General features: G+C 56.3%; 13 protein-coding genes and 1 pseudogene. 7 read left to right on the forward strand and 7 right to left on the reverse strand.

Annotated features, from left to right (window positions below):
* Window positions 1–4: 4 nt before the first annotated feature.
* Window positions 5–886: an aminoglycoside phosphotransferase family protein gene (locus tag FBZ93_RS38090; protein WP_167529421.1), complete on the reverse strand. Its 882-nt coding sequence runs from the start codon at window positions 884–886 to the stop codon at window positions 5–7.
* Window positions 879–1,829: a sulfotransferase family protein gene (locus tag FBZ93_RS38095; protein WP_146992724.1), complete on the reverse strand. Its 951-nt coding sequence runs from the start codon at window positions 1,827–1,829 to the stop codon at window positions 879–881. The genes FBZ93_RS38090 and FBZ93_RS38095 overlap by 8 nt, the downstream gene beginning before the upstream one ends.
* A gap of 821 nt (window positions 1,830–2,650) precedes the next feature.
* On the opposite strand from FBZ93_RS38095, the pseudogene FBZ93_RS38100 reads away from it, so the two are divergent.
* From FBZ93_RS38100 to FBZ93_RS38110, 3 genes and pseudogenes are all read left to right on the forward strand, one after another.
* Window positions 2,651–3,043, forward strand: a pseudogene (locus FBZ93_RS38100) (transposase); the annotation flags it as partial.
* A gap of 799 nt (window positions 3,044–3,842) precedes the next feature.
* Complete coding sequence (locus FBZ93_RS38105) at window positions 3,843–4,802, forward strand: SGNH/GDSL hydrolase family protein (RefSeq protein WP_146992725.1); 960 nt, start codon at window positions 3,843–3,845, stop codon at window positions 4,800–4,802.
* 18 nt (window positions 4,803–4,820) lie between these two features.
* Window positions 4,821–6,218 carry an MBOAT family O-acyltransferase gene (locus FBZ93_RS38110; protein WP_146992727.1) on the forward strand — a complete coding sequence of 466 codons (1,398 nt, stop codon included), beginning with the start codon at window positions 4,821–4,823 and terminating at the stop codon, window positions 6,216–6,218.
* Window positions 6,219–6,335: 117 nt separating this feature from the next.
* Here FBZ93_RS38110 and FBZ93_RS38115 read toward each other — a convergent pair whose 3' ends face one another.
* The 5 genes from FBZ93_RS38115 to FBZ93_RS38130 all read right to left on the reverse strand — a co-directional run bounded on the left by FBZ93_RS38115 (window position 6,336) and on the right by FBZ93_RS38130 (window position 11,540).
* Window positions 6,336–7,217: a polysaccharide deacetylase family protein gene (locus tag FBZ93_RS38115; RefSeq protein WP_167529422.1), complete on the reverse strand. Its 882-nt coding sequence runs from the start codon at window positions 7,215–7,217 to the stop codon at window positions 6,336–6,338.
* A 606-nt stretch (window positions 7,218–7,823) separates the two neighbouring features.
* The gene (locus FBZ93_RS38120; protein ID WP_146992731.1) at window positions 7,824–9,020 is read right to left on the reverse strand and encodes an SGNH/GDSL hydrolase family protein; all 1,197 of its coding nucleotides are present in this window, start codon (window positions 9,018–9,020) and stop codon (window positions 7,824–7,826) included.
* A gap of 119 nt (window positions 9,021–9,139) precedes the next feature.
* A complete protein-coding gene (locus FBZ93_RS38125; protein WP_146992733.1) occupies window positions 9,140–10,975 on the reverse strand; it encodes a carbamoyltransferase family protein in 1,836 nt (611 codons plus the stop codon).
* A gap of 3 nt (window positions 10,976–10,978) precedes the next feature.
* Entirely contained in the window at window positions 10,979–11,131 is a 153-nt protein-coding gene (locus tag FBZ93_RS41580) for a DUF5989 family protein (RefSeq protein WP_283810886.1), read from the reverse strand.
* Window positions 11,132–11,138: 7 nt separating this feature from the next.
* Window positions 11,139–11,540, reverse strand: a complete 402-nt coding sequence (locus FBZ93_RS38130; RefSeq protein WP_146992735.1) for an SxtJ family membrane protein — start codon at window positions 11,538–11,540, stop codon at window positions 11,139–11,141.
* Window positions 11,541–12,020: 480 nt separating this feature from the next.
* Between FBZ93_RS38130 and FBZ93_RS41585 the strand changes: the two genes are divergently transcribed.
* From FBZ93_RS41585 to FBZ93_RS38145, 4 genes are all read left to right on the forward strand, one after another.
* Complete coding sequence (locus FBZ93_RS41585; protein WP_167529423.1) at window positions 12,021–12,182, forward strand: hypothetical protein; 162 nt, start codon at window positions 12,021–12,023, stop codon at window positions 12,180–12,182.
* 241 nt (window positions 12,183–12,423) lie between these two features.
* Window positions 12,424–13,041 carry a hypothetical protein gene (locus tag FBZ93_RS41590; protein ID WP_167529424.1) on the forward strand — a complete coding sequence of 206 codons (618 nt, stop codon included), beginning with the start codon at window positions 12,424–12,426 and terminating at the stop codon, window positions 13,039–13,041.
* 527 nt (window positions 13,042–13,568) lie between these two features.
* The gene (locus tag FBZ93_RS38140) at window positions 13,569–14,768 is read left to right on the forward strand and encodes a pyridoxal phosphate-dependent aminotransferase (protein ID WP_167529425.1); all 1,200 of its coding nucleotides are present in this window, start codon (window positions 13,569–13,571) and stop codon (window positions 14,766–14,768) included.
* Window positions 14,769–14,779: 11 nt separating this feature from the next.
* Window positions 14,780–15,652: an isocitrate lyase/phosphoenolpyruvate mutase family protein gene (locus tag FBZ93_RS38145; protein WP_146992739.1), complete on the forward strand. Its 873-nt coding sequence runs from the start codon at window positions 14,780–14,782 to the stop codon at window positions 15,650–15,652.
* Window positions 15,653–15,821 lie beyond the last annotated feature (169 nt).

The raw sequence follows: 15,821 nt of genomic DNA on the forward strand, positions 1-15,821 counted from the left end.
CACCTCAATGGTCCGAAGCGAAGGCGACGATTTCCAGGACGCGACGGTTGAAGTCGAGGCTGCTGCTCCCATGAGTCTCGAAAAGCACCGAAAGCCACGATTTGAGCACGATTATCAGAATCAAGACCGCAATCTCTACCTCCTTCTTCCAAGGGGTGTGCCCAAACATGGTCGGTGAATAATGAGGACGCTGGGCCATGAAGGTCAGCCAGTAGAGATAGTCATAGCCTTCGATTCCCCAGAGCGCATCTTCCCAATCGATGGCCACGAGGCCTCCGCTGTCGATCATTAAGTTGCGAGCGCCAAGATCACCATGGCAGGGAACCGCAACGAAGCGATGCTGTTCGTCCTCCAGCAGATCGAGGCAGGCCGAGGCCCAGCCCTGCGCCTTCCCGTGTATATGAGCGCCCGAAATCAAACCACTGAGAGCAGCCTGACCTTCGCGCAGTAGCGTAGCAAAATCATCGTGGTCCGGAATGGCTGCAGTTACCTTGGGATCGTTAAGCCTACGGGACCAACTTGCAATCAAGGCACGCAACAGCTCTCCAGTGGGCGGACACGGCGGGTGGGACAAGGCATCGGTGACCAGCCAAAAGCGAGCCCCAAGCTCGACCGTCTGGACATGGAGGCGCTCGCCATACAGGGCGGACAGCAAGGCACCCTCCTTGCGCAGCGCCGGTTCGCCCCCGGTGAACGCGTTCGTCTTGGCAACACGCTGACGTCCGTCGATAAGAACGAGAAACGCCGCGCCGAGTGTGCCTCCTTTGATAAGCGTCGCCGCGCTGCTGCCGAGCGAGGCGCTGAGCCGAGCGACATCTTGCGCTGGTATAATTCCGCAAGCAGCGCTGGACCGTAAGACGCGGGCGTATCGCAGCTTGCTAAGCATGATAGTACTGCCTGAGGTAGTCGATCTCATCAAATTTGAAATGGCGTGCCAGAGCTGTGGTACCGGCTACGATTTGGGCTTTCTCGGCATCGTTGAGTTCATCGGCCATGGCTCTGTTGTAGTCTGCCGTGCTTTTGAGCACCGTGCCCCAGGGAGCGACATCCTCGGACATCTCACGACCGTTCCAGCTCGGATAGAGCATGCTCGGCTCAAACTTGACGCCAATGAAGCGAGATACGTCTTCCATGAAAGTCCGCTTATCGTCCACCAGATCCTCATAGCGGAAAATTCGTACATTGCCTGGGTACATGCGCGCATACATCTCCACGGTGGAATGGTAGACATTCCATGTGATGAGATACTTGCTCAATGGCTGCGGAAACGGGCGGCGCTTGGTATCGCGATAGGCGGAGAAAGGGTTACGCACGATGTGGATGATCCGCACGCCGGGGAAGTCGCGGATCATCCGGTCGGCGTCGATGCCGATGGCCGGCGAATAGCCGACATACACCTTATCGTTGGTGATTTCGGCCCAATGGTTTTCCCACGCCACGAATGTGGCACGGAAGAACGCCTCAATGACCCGTCTGCGGCTGTAAGTAGGACCGCCCAGAAGCTGCTCGAACGCGGCAATGCGGTTAGACTCGTTGAGTTTGAGATCAACATCGCGGAACTTCGAGCCGTTGCGTTTGCGCAGAAACGTTTTGAGCTCCTCGTCAATCATCTGCTCATAGAGCTCGAGCGCCGTCAGCCCCTCGGGGAATTCCGGATAGCGGTACTGCACTCGCTCGACTGACCCGAGAAAGTCACTGAAGTTGCGATTTCCCAGCTGCGACTCAAAGGGATAGACTAGCAACCGCGAATGCCCGTCGAGGTGACGATGGGCAACGTTGCCACCATGTTCGAAGCCGGCCGAAACCATAACGAACTCAAAGCGACTCATAGGGACGTCCTTCAGGTTGACAGATTACTGGGACGTCGGCGTTATCCAGCTTTGTGAGTTAACCATCGCTGTAATCTCGTCGGGCGCCGGTGAAATAGACAATCTCGGCTAGCGTGCGCGCTGCCATGTCGTCGCCAGGCGAATGGGCACGTCGACGTAGAAAGCTTCGTCGGTAAGATCGAGACCGCAATTGCTGTAGTATTGCAGCCAAGCGTAAAGGATTGCTAGTTGCGGCGGACACAGCCAGCAAGGTGTGATCCAGCAAGAATGACAAATTTCTTATCTTTGGCAAAGTGATTGTCGCTTGGCATAGGCCCCTTCCTGCCGGCCTCGTAGGGGAGGCCCATTCGAATGAATCCTCAAGGGGCTTCTAACTGACCCGAGCCTGACGATCTCCTCTCAAGTTTGGTAGTGTCCGTTACCTGGTGCGCAGCTAGCGGCGACACGGCCGCGCGCATGCTCGCTGACATTATCTACTTCACCGGCACCCGACGAGATCGCGGCGATAGCGCGTGATGGGTTTCTCCGGGGCTAGCGCTATGCCCTACGAGTGCCCCCTGCAGGCTTTGCGCCCACTCGAACAATCGGAAGCGCAATCCTCGTCTTGCCCATATCCTCCGGCGCTGGATGGACGCACGTCATCAGGCGACGCGGCTAAGGTATCGCAAGCTTCGATGCTTTCTATCAAAAACACGATAACCCGATTGGCTAACTCGATCGAGAGTGAGTTGAAGTGCTTCAAAACTTTCCTTTGAAGTTTGCAGGTAGCAATACTGTTGTCTCTCATTGCCGAACGGCTCAACGTCGATTGCGCTCACCGCTTCATCGCCACCGCCTTCGCCCAGGACGATGCCGAGGCCGCACGAGCGCAATGGCGGAAGGTCGCCGATCAGCTCCGCCCCAAGCTGCCCAAGCTTGCAGGCTTCCTCGACGACGCCGAGACCGACGAGCTGGCCTATATGACGTTCCCGCCCCAGCATCGCGCCAAGCTGCACTCGACCAACCCGATCGAGCGACTGAACGGCGAGATCAAGCGGCGCACTGAGGTGGTCGGCATCTTCCCCAAAGAGGACGCCATCGTTCGCCTCATCGGCGCAATCCTGCTCGAACAAAACGATGAATGGGCTGTCCAGCGTGCCCGTTACATGACGCTGGAAACCATCGCGCCATTGAGCGATGATCCCACCGTCAGCCTTCCGGCTATCGCCAGCTGACCGGCCCGGCCCTTGCCGGCGATTGCGGTGCCCCGCCGCCAGTTACACCACGCTCAGGGACATGATCCATCAATTTCGTCGGCGGCTCATTCCCCCGACCCTTTATTTTGCGGCAGCGGTCCGACGCGACTCTACTCCGATCTAAGATTGCGAACTTGTGACTCGGGGCGCCAGCCCCCTTCCAAGACTCCCACCAGACTAAGTAGTGTCTGGATTCATTGTTAGTTGCTTTAATCATCACTCTAGCAGGTCGCCGTATAGGCTAACTGACGAGGTCTTGATCGTCGCGATCATTGTCGCTGGTGCATGACCGGCCAGTGCTGAAACTTAGCGCCTTAGTGCTGGTTCGCTGTCGCTACAGCACCCGCCGGTAGGATGCGAGACGTTGTTCGTTAGGTGCCCCTTTCAGCATCCGGCTCGCGCGAGCAAACCAGTGGGACGAGTGTCGTAGTTGGCCCCGCCCCCTGTTAACTCGGCACGGCGAGCAACGATTGACCATTGATTCGATGGCCGGAAACCGACGATCTGGCTTCCGAGCAGCAACAAGCCGCGAGACAGAGTCTGTGACCAGCGAATTCATCATGTTCAACCGGCCTTGCTCCACCGGCTGGGAACTCGGCCCGTATGGCCCAAGCACGCCGCCTCGCTTATCTTTCGATCGACGGCATGAACGCCGTCAGGACAGCGGCAAAGGGGCATGAAGGGGCATGGCGTCGCCCCCATTGTGCGAACTTCTTGATGACGCCACAGATATCCCGCCTCCGAGGCGGCCTGCTATTCGTTAAACGGTCCCGACTGAATGCGTAAACGTTTTCTGCTTTCGGCACTCCTGCTGGTGTTTTGGTTGGCGGGATCAGCGCTCGCGGCGGAGGGGATTTTGCGCCTCAAGAACAGCTCAATGAAGAACTACGACATCGAGATGTGGCGATACGCACGGGAGCTAAAGGCTCCAAGCCCGCGACCTGAGCTTGGTCACGATCACATCAAGAACGCCTCAGCGATTCTCCAGTCCGTTGAGATCCGGACGAACGAATGGAAGTTGCGCGGGGGCCCAGTTTTGCCCCGCAATCAGGTCAACCGTCGCATCTTGTTTCTGGGCGGCTCGATCACGCTCGGCTGGGGAGTGCCCGAAAGCAAAACGACTACCTCCCGCGTCGAGGCGGCGCTGCGCGAGAAGGGCCAGAGTGTCGACGTGCTCAACGGCGGCGTCGGCAACTACAACGGTGAACGATACGTACACCGCTTTTTTTACGAGCTCAAGGGGTTGGAGCCGACCGATATCGTCGTGCAGTACTTCCTTCGCGATGCTGAGAAGCTCGACCCAACTGCGGGCAATTGGTTCCTGAGACATAGCGAACTGGCAGTAACAATTTGGATCGCCGTCAACAGACTTCTGAACAAGTCTGGAGAGCGCTCTCTCGTTGAACACTATCAAGATGTCTATCGCGATGATCAGCCGGGCTTTATCGAAATGCAGCGGCAGCTTCGTCAACTCGCCGACTATGCTGGCAAAAAGAAGATTCACCTGTACCTAGCCATGACGCCGGACGTCCACAATCTGAAAGACTATCCGTTTGGATTCATTCACGATAAAATGCGGTCAATTGGGCAAGCGAATGGATACAGATTCGTCGATTTATTGCCTGCGCTTGGAAAGCTTTCTCCAGATCAAGTCTGGGCTATGCCGGGAGACCCGCACCCCAACGCGTTAGGTCACAAGCTGATGGCGGACGCGATTCTTCCCGTTCTCGATCAATAGTCGGGAAACGCGAACGAAATGCTTTTTTCCGATCCGATCTTTCTCCTCTTCTTCGCTCTATATCTCAGCGTTCATCTTCTGACGCCACCGCAGTATCGACTTCATCTTTTGATTTTTGGAAGCACCGCATTTTACGCTTGGTGGAAACCCGAGTACGCTTGGCTTCCTTATCTGTTAAGTACCATTGGATGGGGCGGTGTACTCTGGATCGAGCAAGCCAAAGCTTCTAGTGTTAGAAAGTGGCGGCTCTTCGTGGTTCTGGCCGCCCTGTTCACACCGCTTGCGGTCTTCAAATACTTGCACTTCCTGGTTTGCGATGTCGCTGGGGCATTCACGGCGGCGCGGACACAGCTTTTCGGTGACGAGCTTCGATTTGCGCTTCCGCTTGGCATCTCCTTTATCACGTTCACGCTCACGGCCTATGTGGTCAACGTGTATCGTGGACAATTCCCGATCGAGAGGCGGCTCATCGCAATTCTCGGCTACGTGTTGTTTTTTCCTCACCTGATCGCCGGCCCTATCCTGCGGCCGCACGAACTTCTTCCTCAACTGTCGAAAGCAAGCAAAGCGCTCGATGCCAGCTTTACTCTTGGCTCTTCTCTATTCGTCCTTGGGCTTGCCAAGAAACTGATCTTTGCGGATGCAATTGCGCCATATGTCGATCTCGCTTACGCGCGAGGCGCGCACGGCGCGTATGACTATCTGCTCGCGATATATGGTTTTTCGATGCAGATTTATTGCGATTTCAGCGGATATACCGATATGGCCGTTGGCCTCGCCTATCTTTTGCGTATTCGTCTACCTCGAAATTTCAGCTCTCCCTACACGTCGAACTCGATCATCGAGTTTTGGCGGCGGTGGCACATCACTTTGTCGCACTGGCTGCGCGACTACCTTTACATAGCTCTCGGGGGTAACCGACAGGGCGCCTCCCGGCAGTTCGCCAATCTAATGATCACCATGCTCATCGGCGGGCTCTGGCACGGCGCCAACTGGACTTTCGTTATCTGGGGCGGCTTGCATGGCGTAGGCATCACTCTCAATCATTTGTTCAATCGCGCTTGGCCGAATACCAAGTTACCTGCCTGCCTGAGGATCCTCATCACCTTTCACCTCGTCACGATCGCCTGGATCTATTTTCGAGCTCCGACTCTCACATCGGCACATGAAGTCATCGCTGGACCGTTCACCAGTTCATCGACAGGCTTCTGGGCATTTGTTTCTGAGCACGCTTATCCGCTCGTACTTCTCCTGGCATTTCTTACGGCACATCGATTTGATGACCACGCAAGAGTTCGCCTGGCTGTCAGAAGAGCCCAAAAACCTGTCGTCTGGGCAATCTTGCTGACGGTCTCGGCCCTCGCAATCGCGGTGAGCCACGGCAGTTCAGCCAAGTTTATCTATTTCGACTTCTGAGTTCGCGAACCGGATTTGTCCGTCTGCTGCTGGCGACACACTCCAATTTTTACCTGTTTCAGACAAAGGCCTACCGTGACAAAGACCTTGCTATCGACAAACACTTTCTCGCAGCTCTTATATGTTTGCTTCCTCGAGATAGCGCCGAAATGGACCTTGGTCGTGAATAAGATGGTTGGTGTCCATTGAGGGTAGACGGTAACGATTAGAGTTACGCGTGATATACCGAGCCGCCCTTGGAGGACCTCCGTCAGCTTCATCAGCGCCTGCAATGCCCATCACGTCGGCCATGCGTGCTCGTTTGCCGTCCATATTATATTGACTGTTGACTATCCACAGCCGACCAAAGCGATACCGTTTCCGTATCTCCCGCTCTGCTTGGGTACTGAAGCTTGTCCCTGTGTACGCGAAGTCCCGCGGCTTTAATCCGAGTCTGCTTTCGATGATTTCGTTACTCTGATCCAACTCCTCGACAATCCTGGCTCCGGTCGGATCTTGTATGCTCAGATCCGATAAATTTGGATGATTCACCGTATGAGCCCCGATGCGCCACCCTGCCTTAAGCAGATCCCCAACTTCGTCCCAGGTCATGAATTGGCGCTCCTCACTTTTCGGGAGTGGCTCCTTGGCCTGAGCCTCGATTCCGGCTGTATTGATAAACAGCGTCGGTCGAAAGCCATATCGTTGCATGATGTCGTTGACATCATATCGCATCGTGATCGTCGGATGGTCAAAGTCGATCATCAATGGTCGCCGAGGCAAGCTGCCTGTCCCCTCGAGCCATTTTTCGAGCTCATCGTAGCCTATCGTCTCATAGTCGAGCTCTCGCGCAATCCTGTAGAGCGCGTCGAACTCGACCGCAGAAAGTGATCGATATCCATTTTCCGTTGAGCGTGGCACGCTATCGATGCCGTGGCTCATAAGAATTGGAATTCTCCGCGAACCCGTGCCCTCAAAGACCGATTCAAGAACACGGGAGGCAAGGATGCCGGTAGTCATTAGAGTGCCAGCGAATGCAGTCCGTAGAACGCATCGTCGGCTCAAGATCATAGGACTGCCTCACGATGTCGCAAATCCAAAACGCCCTTGAAGATGGAGGAAAAAATCGCTGACGGAGATGCCCGTGACGATTGTCCCAGTTTGTAGAACACACAGAACCTTACCACCGTAATGGCTCCAATTCGCTTGGCCAAAGCATATCGTGGATAAACGGATAAACTGATGGCAGCGACTCCGAAAGATATCCGGACAAACCTCCGGCACGCGCCGATCAAGAGGTCGACGCATGGCTGAAACACGTTGTGCACGGCTACCTGAACAATCACGCCGTATCCCTCAACTTGAAGCGGCTCGGAATGTTTCGCGCCGAGGTCTGTCGGGCTTGGTTGCGCGCCATAGGCGACGCGGCCAGCGCTCGCGCGTGACTTGGGAGCGATTCCAGCAGATGATCGCGCTCTACATCACCAAAGTCCGAACCCTGCATCCCTATCCCAACCGGCGCTTTACGCCATGACTCTGGGTAGGAGCCGTATGCGGTAGTTCCCCACCTACGGATCTATGCGGGGGACGCGGGTAAACCGGCCTCCCTGCCGCGATCGGTGTTGCTTACTTCGCGGGAGCATACAGCGCCAATATGTCGGCCGTAATTTTCCGAGCTATCCGCTCGTTCCCGTCCTCGCCATAATGCCAGCTGTCCATGTAAATTGGGCTGGCAACATCGGAAAAGATGGTACGCAAGTCATGGATCACGTTTTGCCCCAAACCTTCATATTCTCTCTTGAACAACTTGCTTCTCATCAGAGAGTAGAGATCGCGGACTCCTGCAGACCGTTTCTCTGATTTTAAAAGCCGATCCTCTTCATATTCTGTCCTGTGTGCTTTATCGGACAACAGGGGCTCAAGGTAGAATAACGCCTCAAAGGATAAGCTGCTCCTTGAAATAGCCTCTATAAGCCGAACATTGCCCAAATAGACATCTACAGCTCCGTTGGACAGCACGTCCAACTCTTCCAAGCACCCTTCTACGAACTGTTTCTTGCCAGCGAGCAGTCTTGTCAGCGCCCAGTTCTCTAGCTTTATACTTATACGCGCTTTTGCCTCGTTCTTAGAGAATATTCTTTCGAGGCTTGAGCTATGGTGCGGAACGCCCGGTTTTCCTTCAGAACATGAGGAGGCAGCGTCCATCAGTCCACCGTAAAAGACCACCAAATCGGGAACATTCCGCTTTCTTAATTCGAGAACGAAGCGTATCAGGCTTTGAGTGGTTACATCCGCATTGACCGCATAATTTGTGACTTTAGCGCTGATTCCATTTTCGGCTAACTTTTTGGCGACAAGAGAGGGAATGGTGAGGTCGTCCCTAGACCCCACGCCCCACAAAGTGGACCCGCCAAAAAAGAATATTTTTAGCCTAGCACTTTTATCATCGTTGATTGCTTCGGAATTCCACGTTCTTCTGGTGCCTTCGTTTACATTAATAAATTTACCCGTATAGTCTGGCTGGCGTGATTGCGTATATGAAGCCCACTGTAGCGGCCGGTGCACAAACTCATAGATTTCTTTGAAGTACCCTTCCGCTAAGTCGGCATTTGCATATAGGCCAGAATTGGCTGCAGCCTTGGCGGCAATTTGAATTTCTTTTTTGTCAGCTCTCTCATAGTAGGAAGTCAGCGACACTTCCAGAACCGCCATTGAAAGAAGAACAACACCAAGGCTTCCCCATATTCCCTTTAACAGCGCGGCTAAGCGAATAACCCTTTTCCTCGCTGTGGTTCTTCTCAGCTGCGCATCATTTTCTTCCATAGGTGTATTCCGAAGATTGCGTTTTTGGCTATTAATGACTTCCTCGAAATGCATCCCCTGCGTGCGAGAGAGATAGAAATCGCGATGCTGCGAGGCGCACAGTTTGAGCGCCTCACATTTTAATCGAGCTCATAGCAACTGCGATAGTCCTTCATTAACGCTCTACTCTGGTCTTCCTTCCGTAAGAGCGAATTGCCGACGGCCAGCAGTTCAATCTCGGTCCCCATGAAGCAGCGGAACGCATCCTCTGGAGTGCAAGCGATCGGTTCGCCTCGTACGTTGAACGACGTATTCACCAGAACGGGGCACCCGGTTAGCTCCTTGAACTTCGATATCAACCTATGAAACCGCGGATTGGTCGTGTTATGCACAGTCTGTACCCGTGCAGAGTAGTCCACGTGTGTGACGGCTGGAATTTCCGAGCGCACGACGTTCAATTTATCAATGCCGAAGAGCTGCTTTTGCTTTTCGGACATCGGCAACTGCTTCGTGCTCATCACGTCAGCCACAAGGAGCATATATGGGCTGTCGGAATTGAGCTGAAACCATTGCGACACGTCCTCTCGCAGAATACTCGGCGCAAATGGACGGAAAGACTCCCGATACTTCACCTTGAGATTTAGCTGCTTCTGGACAGTCGGTGAGCGGGGGTCAGCAAGGATGGAGCGTCCGCCGAGCGCTCGCGGGCCGAACTCCATCCGACCCTGCATCCACCCAACCGCCTTACCGTCGACGAGAGCATGTGCGACATTGTTAATCAGCGCTTCATCGGATTCGGTTATGAATACCGCGCCGGCCTTTCCTAGACCCTCCTCGATTTCGCACTGGCTGAACTCCGGCCCGAGATAAGCGCCGTTCATGCCGTCGCCCGAATGGATGCTCCTGGGCTTTCCAAGCATGAGATGGTAAGCAGCGAGTGCCGCGCCCACTGCGCCGCCGGCATCGCCGGCAGCCGGTTGAATCCAGATGTTATCGAAGAGCTCTTCCCGCAGGAGCTTTCCGTTTGCAACACAGTTAAGCGCTACTCCTCCTGCGAGGCAAAGCTTTCTCTGCCCGGTCATGGTCCGGATTTCTTTTGCAAGCTTTAGGACGACCTCCTCGGTGACGGCCTGAATGGAGGCCGCCAGATCCATCTCCCTCTGCGTCAGCCTACTTTCCGGGCGTCTGGCCGGACCACCAAATAGCGTCTCGAACCGACCATTGGTCATCGTTAGTCCGGTACAGTAATCAAAGAAGCTCATATCCAGGTGGAATGACCCGTCCTCCTTGATGTCGATCAGGCGCTCCTTTATCAGACGCACATACTTAGGCTCGCCGTAGGGCGCCAATCCCATTAGCTTGTACTCACCGGAGTTCACCTTGAAACCGCTGTAGTAGGTGAACGCTGAGTACAACAGGCCAAGAGAATGTGGAAAATAGATCTCCTTGTAGACCGATAGCTCCTTTCCCTTACCAATCGCAAGAGAGGTTGTCGTCCACTCTCCGACGCCATCCATCGTCAACACTGCGGCGTCGTGAAATGGCGATGGGAAGAACGCCGACGCGGCGTGACTGAGATGGTGCTCTGAAAAGCGGAGTCGCCTCGACCAATCAATATCACTCCCAAGATGTTCGCTCAGTGCCTCCGTAATCAGCGCTCTTTGAAACAACTTGGCCTTTAGCCAAACCGGCATCGACGTTGCGAAGCTCTTAAATCCCTTTGGCGCGAAAGCTAGATAGGTTTCAAATATCCGCTCGAATTTGCTAAAGGGTTTGTCGTAGAAGACTACATAGTCGACGTCGGCTGGACATAGCCCTCCGGCGCGGAAACAGTAACGAGCCGCATTGGCAGGAAAGCTTGGATCGTGCTTTTTTCGCGTAAAGCGCTCTTCTTGCGCGGCAGCTACCAGTTCGCCGTCTGAGACGAGACAGGCGGCAGAGTCATGGTAATAAGCTGAGATACCCATGATATTCATGGGTCAAAACAGCGCGTAAACGAACGGCGCAGTGACAGACCCTTGTGCTAAAATTAGCAGCGCAGCTATGACAACCATGAGCACAATTGGGGGTGCGAGCCACATCTTTTTGCGAATTCGCAAGAAAGCCCAGAGTTCCTTGACGAAGAGATACATATGCGCCTCAGAACTGGTGTGTGAAGGACTGACCTGTCGGGCCCGGCGGGTTACGACTGATCCAGTAACTTGCAACCGGTCGTCGCTTCAAATGAAGCTCATCGCGCCCGAGCAAGCGAGCGACGAAGGAGATTGGTACTAGAAGGCCGAAATAAATGATGCCCAGAACCAGCGGGCTGACTATTCGTCCTAGCAACTCGCCGAGGTAGAACCAGAGTAGGTTGAGCGGAGCGAGAATTCGCGGAACGGTCAATGCTATGCCGCCGAATGCGACACTGATCGCAAAGAACGACGCGTAAGCGGCAGCCACGTGCCCCTTGATGGCAGCGTATGCGCCCAACGCAAGAAATGCGGCGCAGAATGCAAGGCCGAAGCGTCGATTGGTCGGCAGTTTGGCCGGGACTCTCATGCTATGGCCCCTGCTATGTATCGCTGCTCAAAGAATGGCCGCGCGGAACATACTCCGCTACGGTGGCGATCTGAGCCAGCAAAGTCCAATCCAGCAAGACTGACAACGTCCTTACCTTGGCGAAGTGGTTATCTCTTGGCATAGGCCCCTTCCTGCCAGCCTCGTAGACGAGGCCCATTCCACATGGATGTCAGCCTCAACAAGTTTCTACCTGACCCGAGCCTCGCAATCTGCTCCAAGAATTGGTAGAGACCATCGTCGTATGCACCGAGACCGGAGTTTGGACCACCCAGAACTAAAGCTTTCGCCTTGCGTCGTCGACACGGTGCTGGTCGACCAGGAAGCGATCTATGCTCTGCGGCACGGCAACGACCAACTGCTTCTGGGGTTGAAGGGGAGGCTCAACGAGTATGAGCTAGACCTTTGCGACAATGCTCGCCCTCGGCACGTTAGGAGATGGCCCGCCGCGGGGAACTGGTTGTGGCCACGCCGGTCGGCTCTGTGAAGGTCGGTGGTCGTTACGAGAATGATCCGAACCGGCGTGTGCAGGACGCCATTGCGCTCGTTTTCGACAAAATCGAGGAACTCGAGACCGGCAGGCACTGCTGTGGTTCTATGAACACGGCCTCGACCTACCGGTGAAGCAGCCGAACGGCGCGACAACCTGGCCCAGCTACGCGACCCTCCACAGGACGGTCGAGAACCCGGTCGACGGCGGAGCCTATGCCTATGGTAGAGCAGCCGTAGCGATCGGTTGCAACGGGTTGCGGCATCTATGGCGCAGGCGTGAATATCCGCCGGAAGGCGCGCGGAATGGCTCGCCCTCAAGCCGGACGCCCACGAAGGCTATGTGAATTGGGAGAGTTTCGAAGCGATCGGTACAATGATCTCCAGTAACTTGCCCAAGAGCCGGCATCATGGCGCGCCCAAGCATGGCGACGCGCTGCTCGCTGGACCCATCCGCTACCGGTGCTGTGGCCGCAAGCTGACGCTGCGCTACAGCGGCATGAAGCATCACATCCCCCGCGCGCCTGGATGGACAACGGCGCGCCGCATCGCGTTCGGAGACTTGCGCGTCGATGATGCAATCGAAGAGGCACTGGCGTCGTCGGACCCGGCGTCGTCGCAGCGGCCACGGCCGCGGCAGCCCAAGCCACTTATCAAAGGGATCAAGTTCGCGAAGCGCTCGGGCGTGATCTCGAAGCGACCCGTTAAGCCGCCGATCGCGCCTTCCGGCAATCTGACGCGGCTGATCCGGCAAACCGCCCGGTTGCCGCGGAGCTTGAGGCCCGCTGAATCACTCGCTTGCCCGCATTGCGGGGGGTGGAGATGCAAGATTGCCGCGCATGACGCGGCGACCGCACCAATAGCGATCGATCCAGCGCTGCTCAGCGTTCTGGCCTCAAACCTCGAGGCAGCCTGGTCAGGGCCCACCACCGATGCGCGCCTGAAGAAGCGCATCGTCCGTACCCCAGGACAGCTTGGACACGCCAACCACTAGCGAGTGTGTGATATTGGACTTCGGCTCCATGGGCATCTATGACGAACGGCCGGTTTGCGTTAGGTACGCGTCGCAAAATTGGGGCGCTCCACCTTATCCCGCTTCTGACCCTACCCGGCGAGAAGGGCTCCGATGTCTGCGCGCCTTGAAATGAAGGGCGACGATATGCTGGTCGCTGCGCGCTAAGACTGGCTTGCGCTGTTCCAGGGCAATTGCGCGCTGGTCCATTGTGAGAATGTTCGTCTTCAAACCCGCGCCCCGAAGTACCTTCGCCGCTCGACGGACACGCGCGTCCAAGCCGCATGCGGTACCGCGCCTATGCGATCGATCGCAGCGGAATCCTTACCCGTGCCGGGCCGTCCTGATGCTGGATGGCACATTTGCAAGATGGCCTGTCCGGCGATGCCGACGTATAGTTCGCAAGTTTCGATCATGTCATTCAAAAACGCGATTATCTAATTGGTTCGCCTGCTTGAGACCGAGTAGAAGCCTTCGAACTTTTCTTCGAAGTTTCGCAGGTAACAATTTTGTCTCTCGTTGCTGTACGGCTCAACGTAGTCCGCCCCTCTGAAACCAAGGCCATGACAGCTCGTGCCGCCGAACTGCGCGATCAGGGCACCGATGTGATCACGCTCAGCCAGGGCGAGCCGGATTTCGACACGCCATCCCCGATCCGTGAAGCCGGGATCCGGGCAATCCTCCACGGGCGAACGAAATACACGGCGGTCGCCGGAATCAGGCCGCTTCGCGAGGCGATCCGCCAGAGCCTCAGTCGCGATCACGGGCTCGAATACGGTATCGACCAGATCACGGTCGGCTGCGGCGCCAAGCAGGTCGTGTTCAACGCTCTCTTCGCCAGCCTCAATCCGGGTGACGAGGTCGTGATCCCGACGCCATGCTGGGTCTCCTACCCCGATATGGTGGCGCTCGCTGGCGGCAAGCCAGTTCTCGTCGCCTGCGATGAATTCCACGGGTTCAAGCTGCGCCCCGAGGCGTTGGAGGTTGCGATCACGCCGCGCACCAAGTGGTTGATGCTGAACTCGCCGTCCAATCCGACCGGTTCGGTCTACAGCCGAAGCGACTTGCTTGCTCTGGCTGCGGTGTTGCGCCGCCATACCCATGTGCATGTGCTCTCCGACGACATTTATGAGAAGCTCACATATAACGTCGGCTTCGCTACGATGGCCGCAGTCGCGCCGGATCTCTACGAGCGTACGCTGATGGTCAATGGCGTGTCCAAAGCAGACGCAATGACTGGATGGCGCGTGGGTTATGGGGCGGGGCCTCTCGCGCTCATCAAGGCCATGAACCTCATCCAGGGCCAGACCTCCTCGCATACCAGTTCGATTTCGCAATATGCAGCCATTGAGGCACTGTCTGGCGGACGGAACCATGTCGAGGAATTCGCGCGCGCCTTTTTGGAGCGCCGCGACCTCGTTGTCGCCAAGCTGAACCAGGCCAAGGGGCTCTCTTGCCGCGTGCCCGACGGCGCCTTCTATGTTTTTCCCTCCTGCGCGGGCGTTATCGGCAAGCGCACGTCGGACGGCAAGGTCATCGAAACCGACACCGATTTCGCGATGTATTTGCTCGATGCTTTTGCCGTGGCCGTCGTACCCGGCAGCGGCTTCATGGCCTCGCCCTATATCCGCATTTCCTATGCCTCGTCGCTCGAGCACCTCACTCGCGCCTGCGACCGCATCATCGCCGCCTGCGCTGCCCTGTCCTGAAAGCTCCGCCAATGTCCCCCGCCAAACGCCTCCGCGCCCGCATGGCCGAAACCGGCCTTGTCCACATTATGGCCGCCCATAGCCCACTTTCAGCAATCCTCGCAGAAGAAGCCGGATTTGATGGCCTATGGGCATCCGGATTCGAGCTGTCAGCGCTTTACGGCCTGCCGGACATGAGCCTGATTTCGATGACACAGCATCTGGATATGCTGCGGGCAATCGCCGGACGCACGACGCTGCCAATCGTCGCCGACATCGATACGGGCTATGGCAACGCTATCAATGTCATCCATGCCGTCGGTGAATACGAGCGGGCCGGCACCAGCGCTGTGGTCATCGAGGACAAGACCTTTCCAAAGGTGACGAGCCTTGTTGCCGATGGGCGCCAGGAACTAGTGCGCATTGAGGAATTCCAGGGCAAGATCGAGGCTGCCATCACGACAAGGCGAAACCCGGATTTTCTCGTTATCGCCCGCACTGAAGCCTTGATCGCTGGCCACGGCGAAGCGGAAGCCCTGCATAGGGCGCGAGCCTATGTGGAAGCTGGCGCCGACATGATCCTGATCCACTCGAAACAGAAGGATCCTTCCGAGATCGAAAGCTTTTCGCGCGCCTGGACCGGATCGGTGCCGCTGGCGATCGTGCCGAACGCCTACCCGGATCTCGACGCCAAGCGGGTCAAGACGCTGCGCAATGTCCGCATGATGATCTACGGCAATTACGGCATCCGCGCTGCTGCAACCGCCATGCAGGAGACCTTCCGCCGAATCATTGCCGATGGCGGGGTCCAGAATGTCCACAAGGACATTCTGCCGGTGGAGCAGATCTTCAGGCTTCAGAATATGTATGAGGTCAAGGCGGCTGAAGCTCGCTTCCTGCGCTGAACGCTGCCTCTAGCAACCGCCGTAACCAGCTGATCTTGAAACGCTCCTCAGCGCCCGATCTCCGCTCAAGTGCTATCCTGACGCCGTTGGCAAGATTTGAACAGGCGGCTCGTCTCCTCGAACGTCGTACGCTGTCGACTGCGAGAACATTGATCGCAGCGACTACATG

The organism is Bradyrhizobium macuxiense, assembly GCF_007993935.1.
Lineage (GTDB): Bacteria > Pseudomonadota > Alphaproteobacteria > Rhizobiales > Xanthobacteraceae > Bradyrhizobium > Bradyrhizobium macuxiense_A.

Excerpts from the sequence above, each read along its gene's own strand:
- FBZ93_RS38120 (WP_146992731.1), bottom strand. The coding sequence starts at position 9,020 with ATGGAAGAAAATGATGCGCAGCTGAGAAGAACCACAGCGAGGAAAAGG.
- FBZ93_RS38095 (WP_146992724.1), bottom strand. The coding sequence starts at position 1,829 with ATGAGTCGCTTTGAGTTCGTTATGGTTTCGGCCGGCTTCGAACATGGT.
- FBZ93_RS38115 (WP_167529422.1), bottom strand. The coding sequence starts at position 7,217 with ATGACTACCGGCATCCTTGCCTCCCGTGTTCTTGAATCGGTCTTTGAG.
- FBZ93_RS38145 (WP_146992739.1), top strand. The coding sequence starts at position 14,780 with ATGTCCCCCGCCAAACGCCTCCGCGCCCGCATGGCCGAAACCGGCCTT.
- FBZ93_RS38125 (WP_146992733.1), bottom strand. The coding sequence starts at position 10,975 with ATGAATATCATGGGTATCTCAGCTTATTACCATGACTCTGCCGCCTGT.
- FBZ93_RS38105 (WP_146992725.1), top strand. The coding sequence starts at position 3,843 with ATGCGTAAACGTTTTCTGCTTTCGGCACTCCTGCTGGTGTTTTGGTTG.
- FBZ93_RS38090 (WP_167529421.1), bottom strand. The coding sequence starts at position 886 with ATGCTTAGCAAGCTGCGATACGCCCGCGTCTTACGGTCCAGCGCTGCT.
- FBZ93_RS41590 (WP_167529424.1), top strand. The coding sequence starts at position 12,424 with ATGATCTCCAGTAACTTGCCCAAGAGCCGGCATCATGGCGCGCCCAAG.
- FBZ93_RS38110 (WP_146992727.1), top strand. The coding sequence starts at position 4,821 with ATGCTTTTTTCCGATCCGATCTTTCTCCTCTTCTTCGCTCTATATCTC.
- FBZ93_RS38130 (WP_146992735.1), bottom strand. The coding sequence starts at position 11,540 with ATGAGAGTCCCGGCCAAACTGCCGACCAATCGACGCTTCGGCCTTGCA.
- FBZ93_RS41580 (WP_283810886.1), bottom strand. The coding sequence starts at position 11,131 with ATGTATCTCTTCGTCAAGGAACTCTGGGCTTTCTTGCGAATTCGCAAA.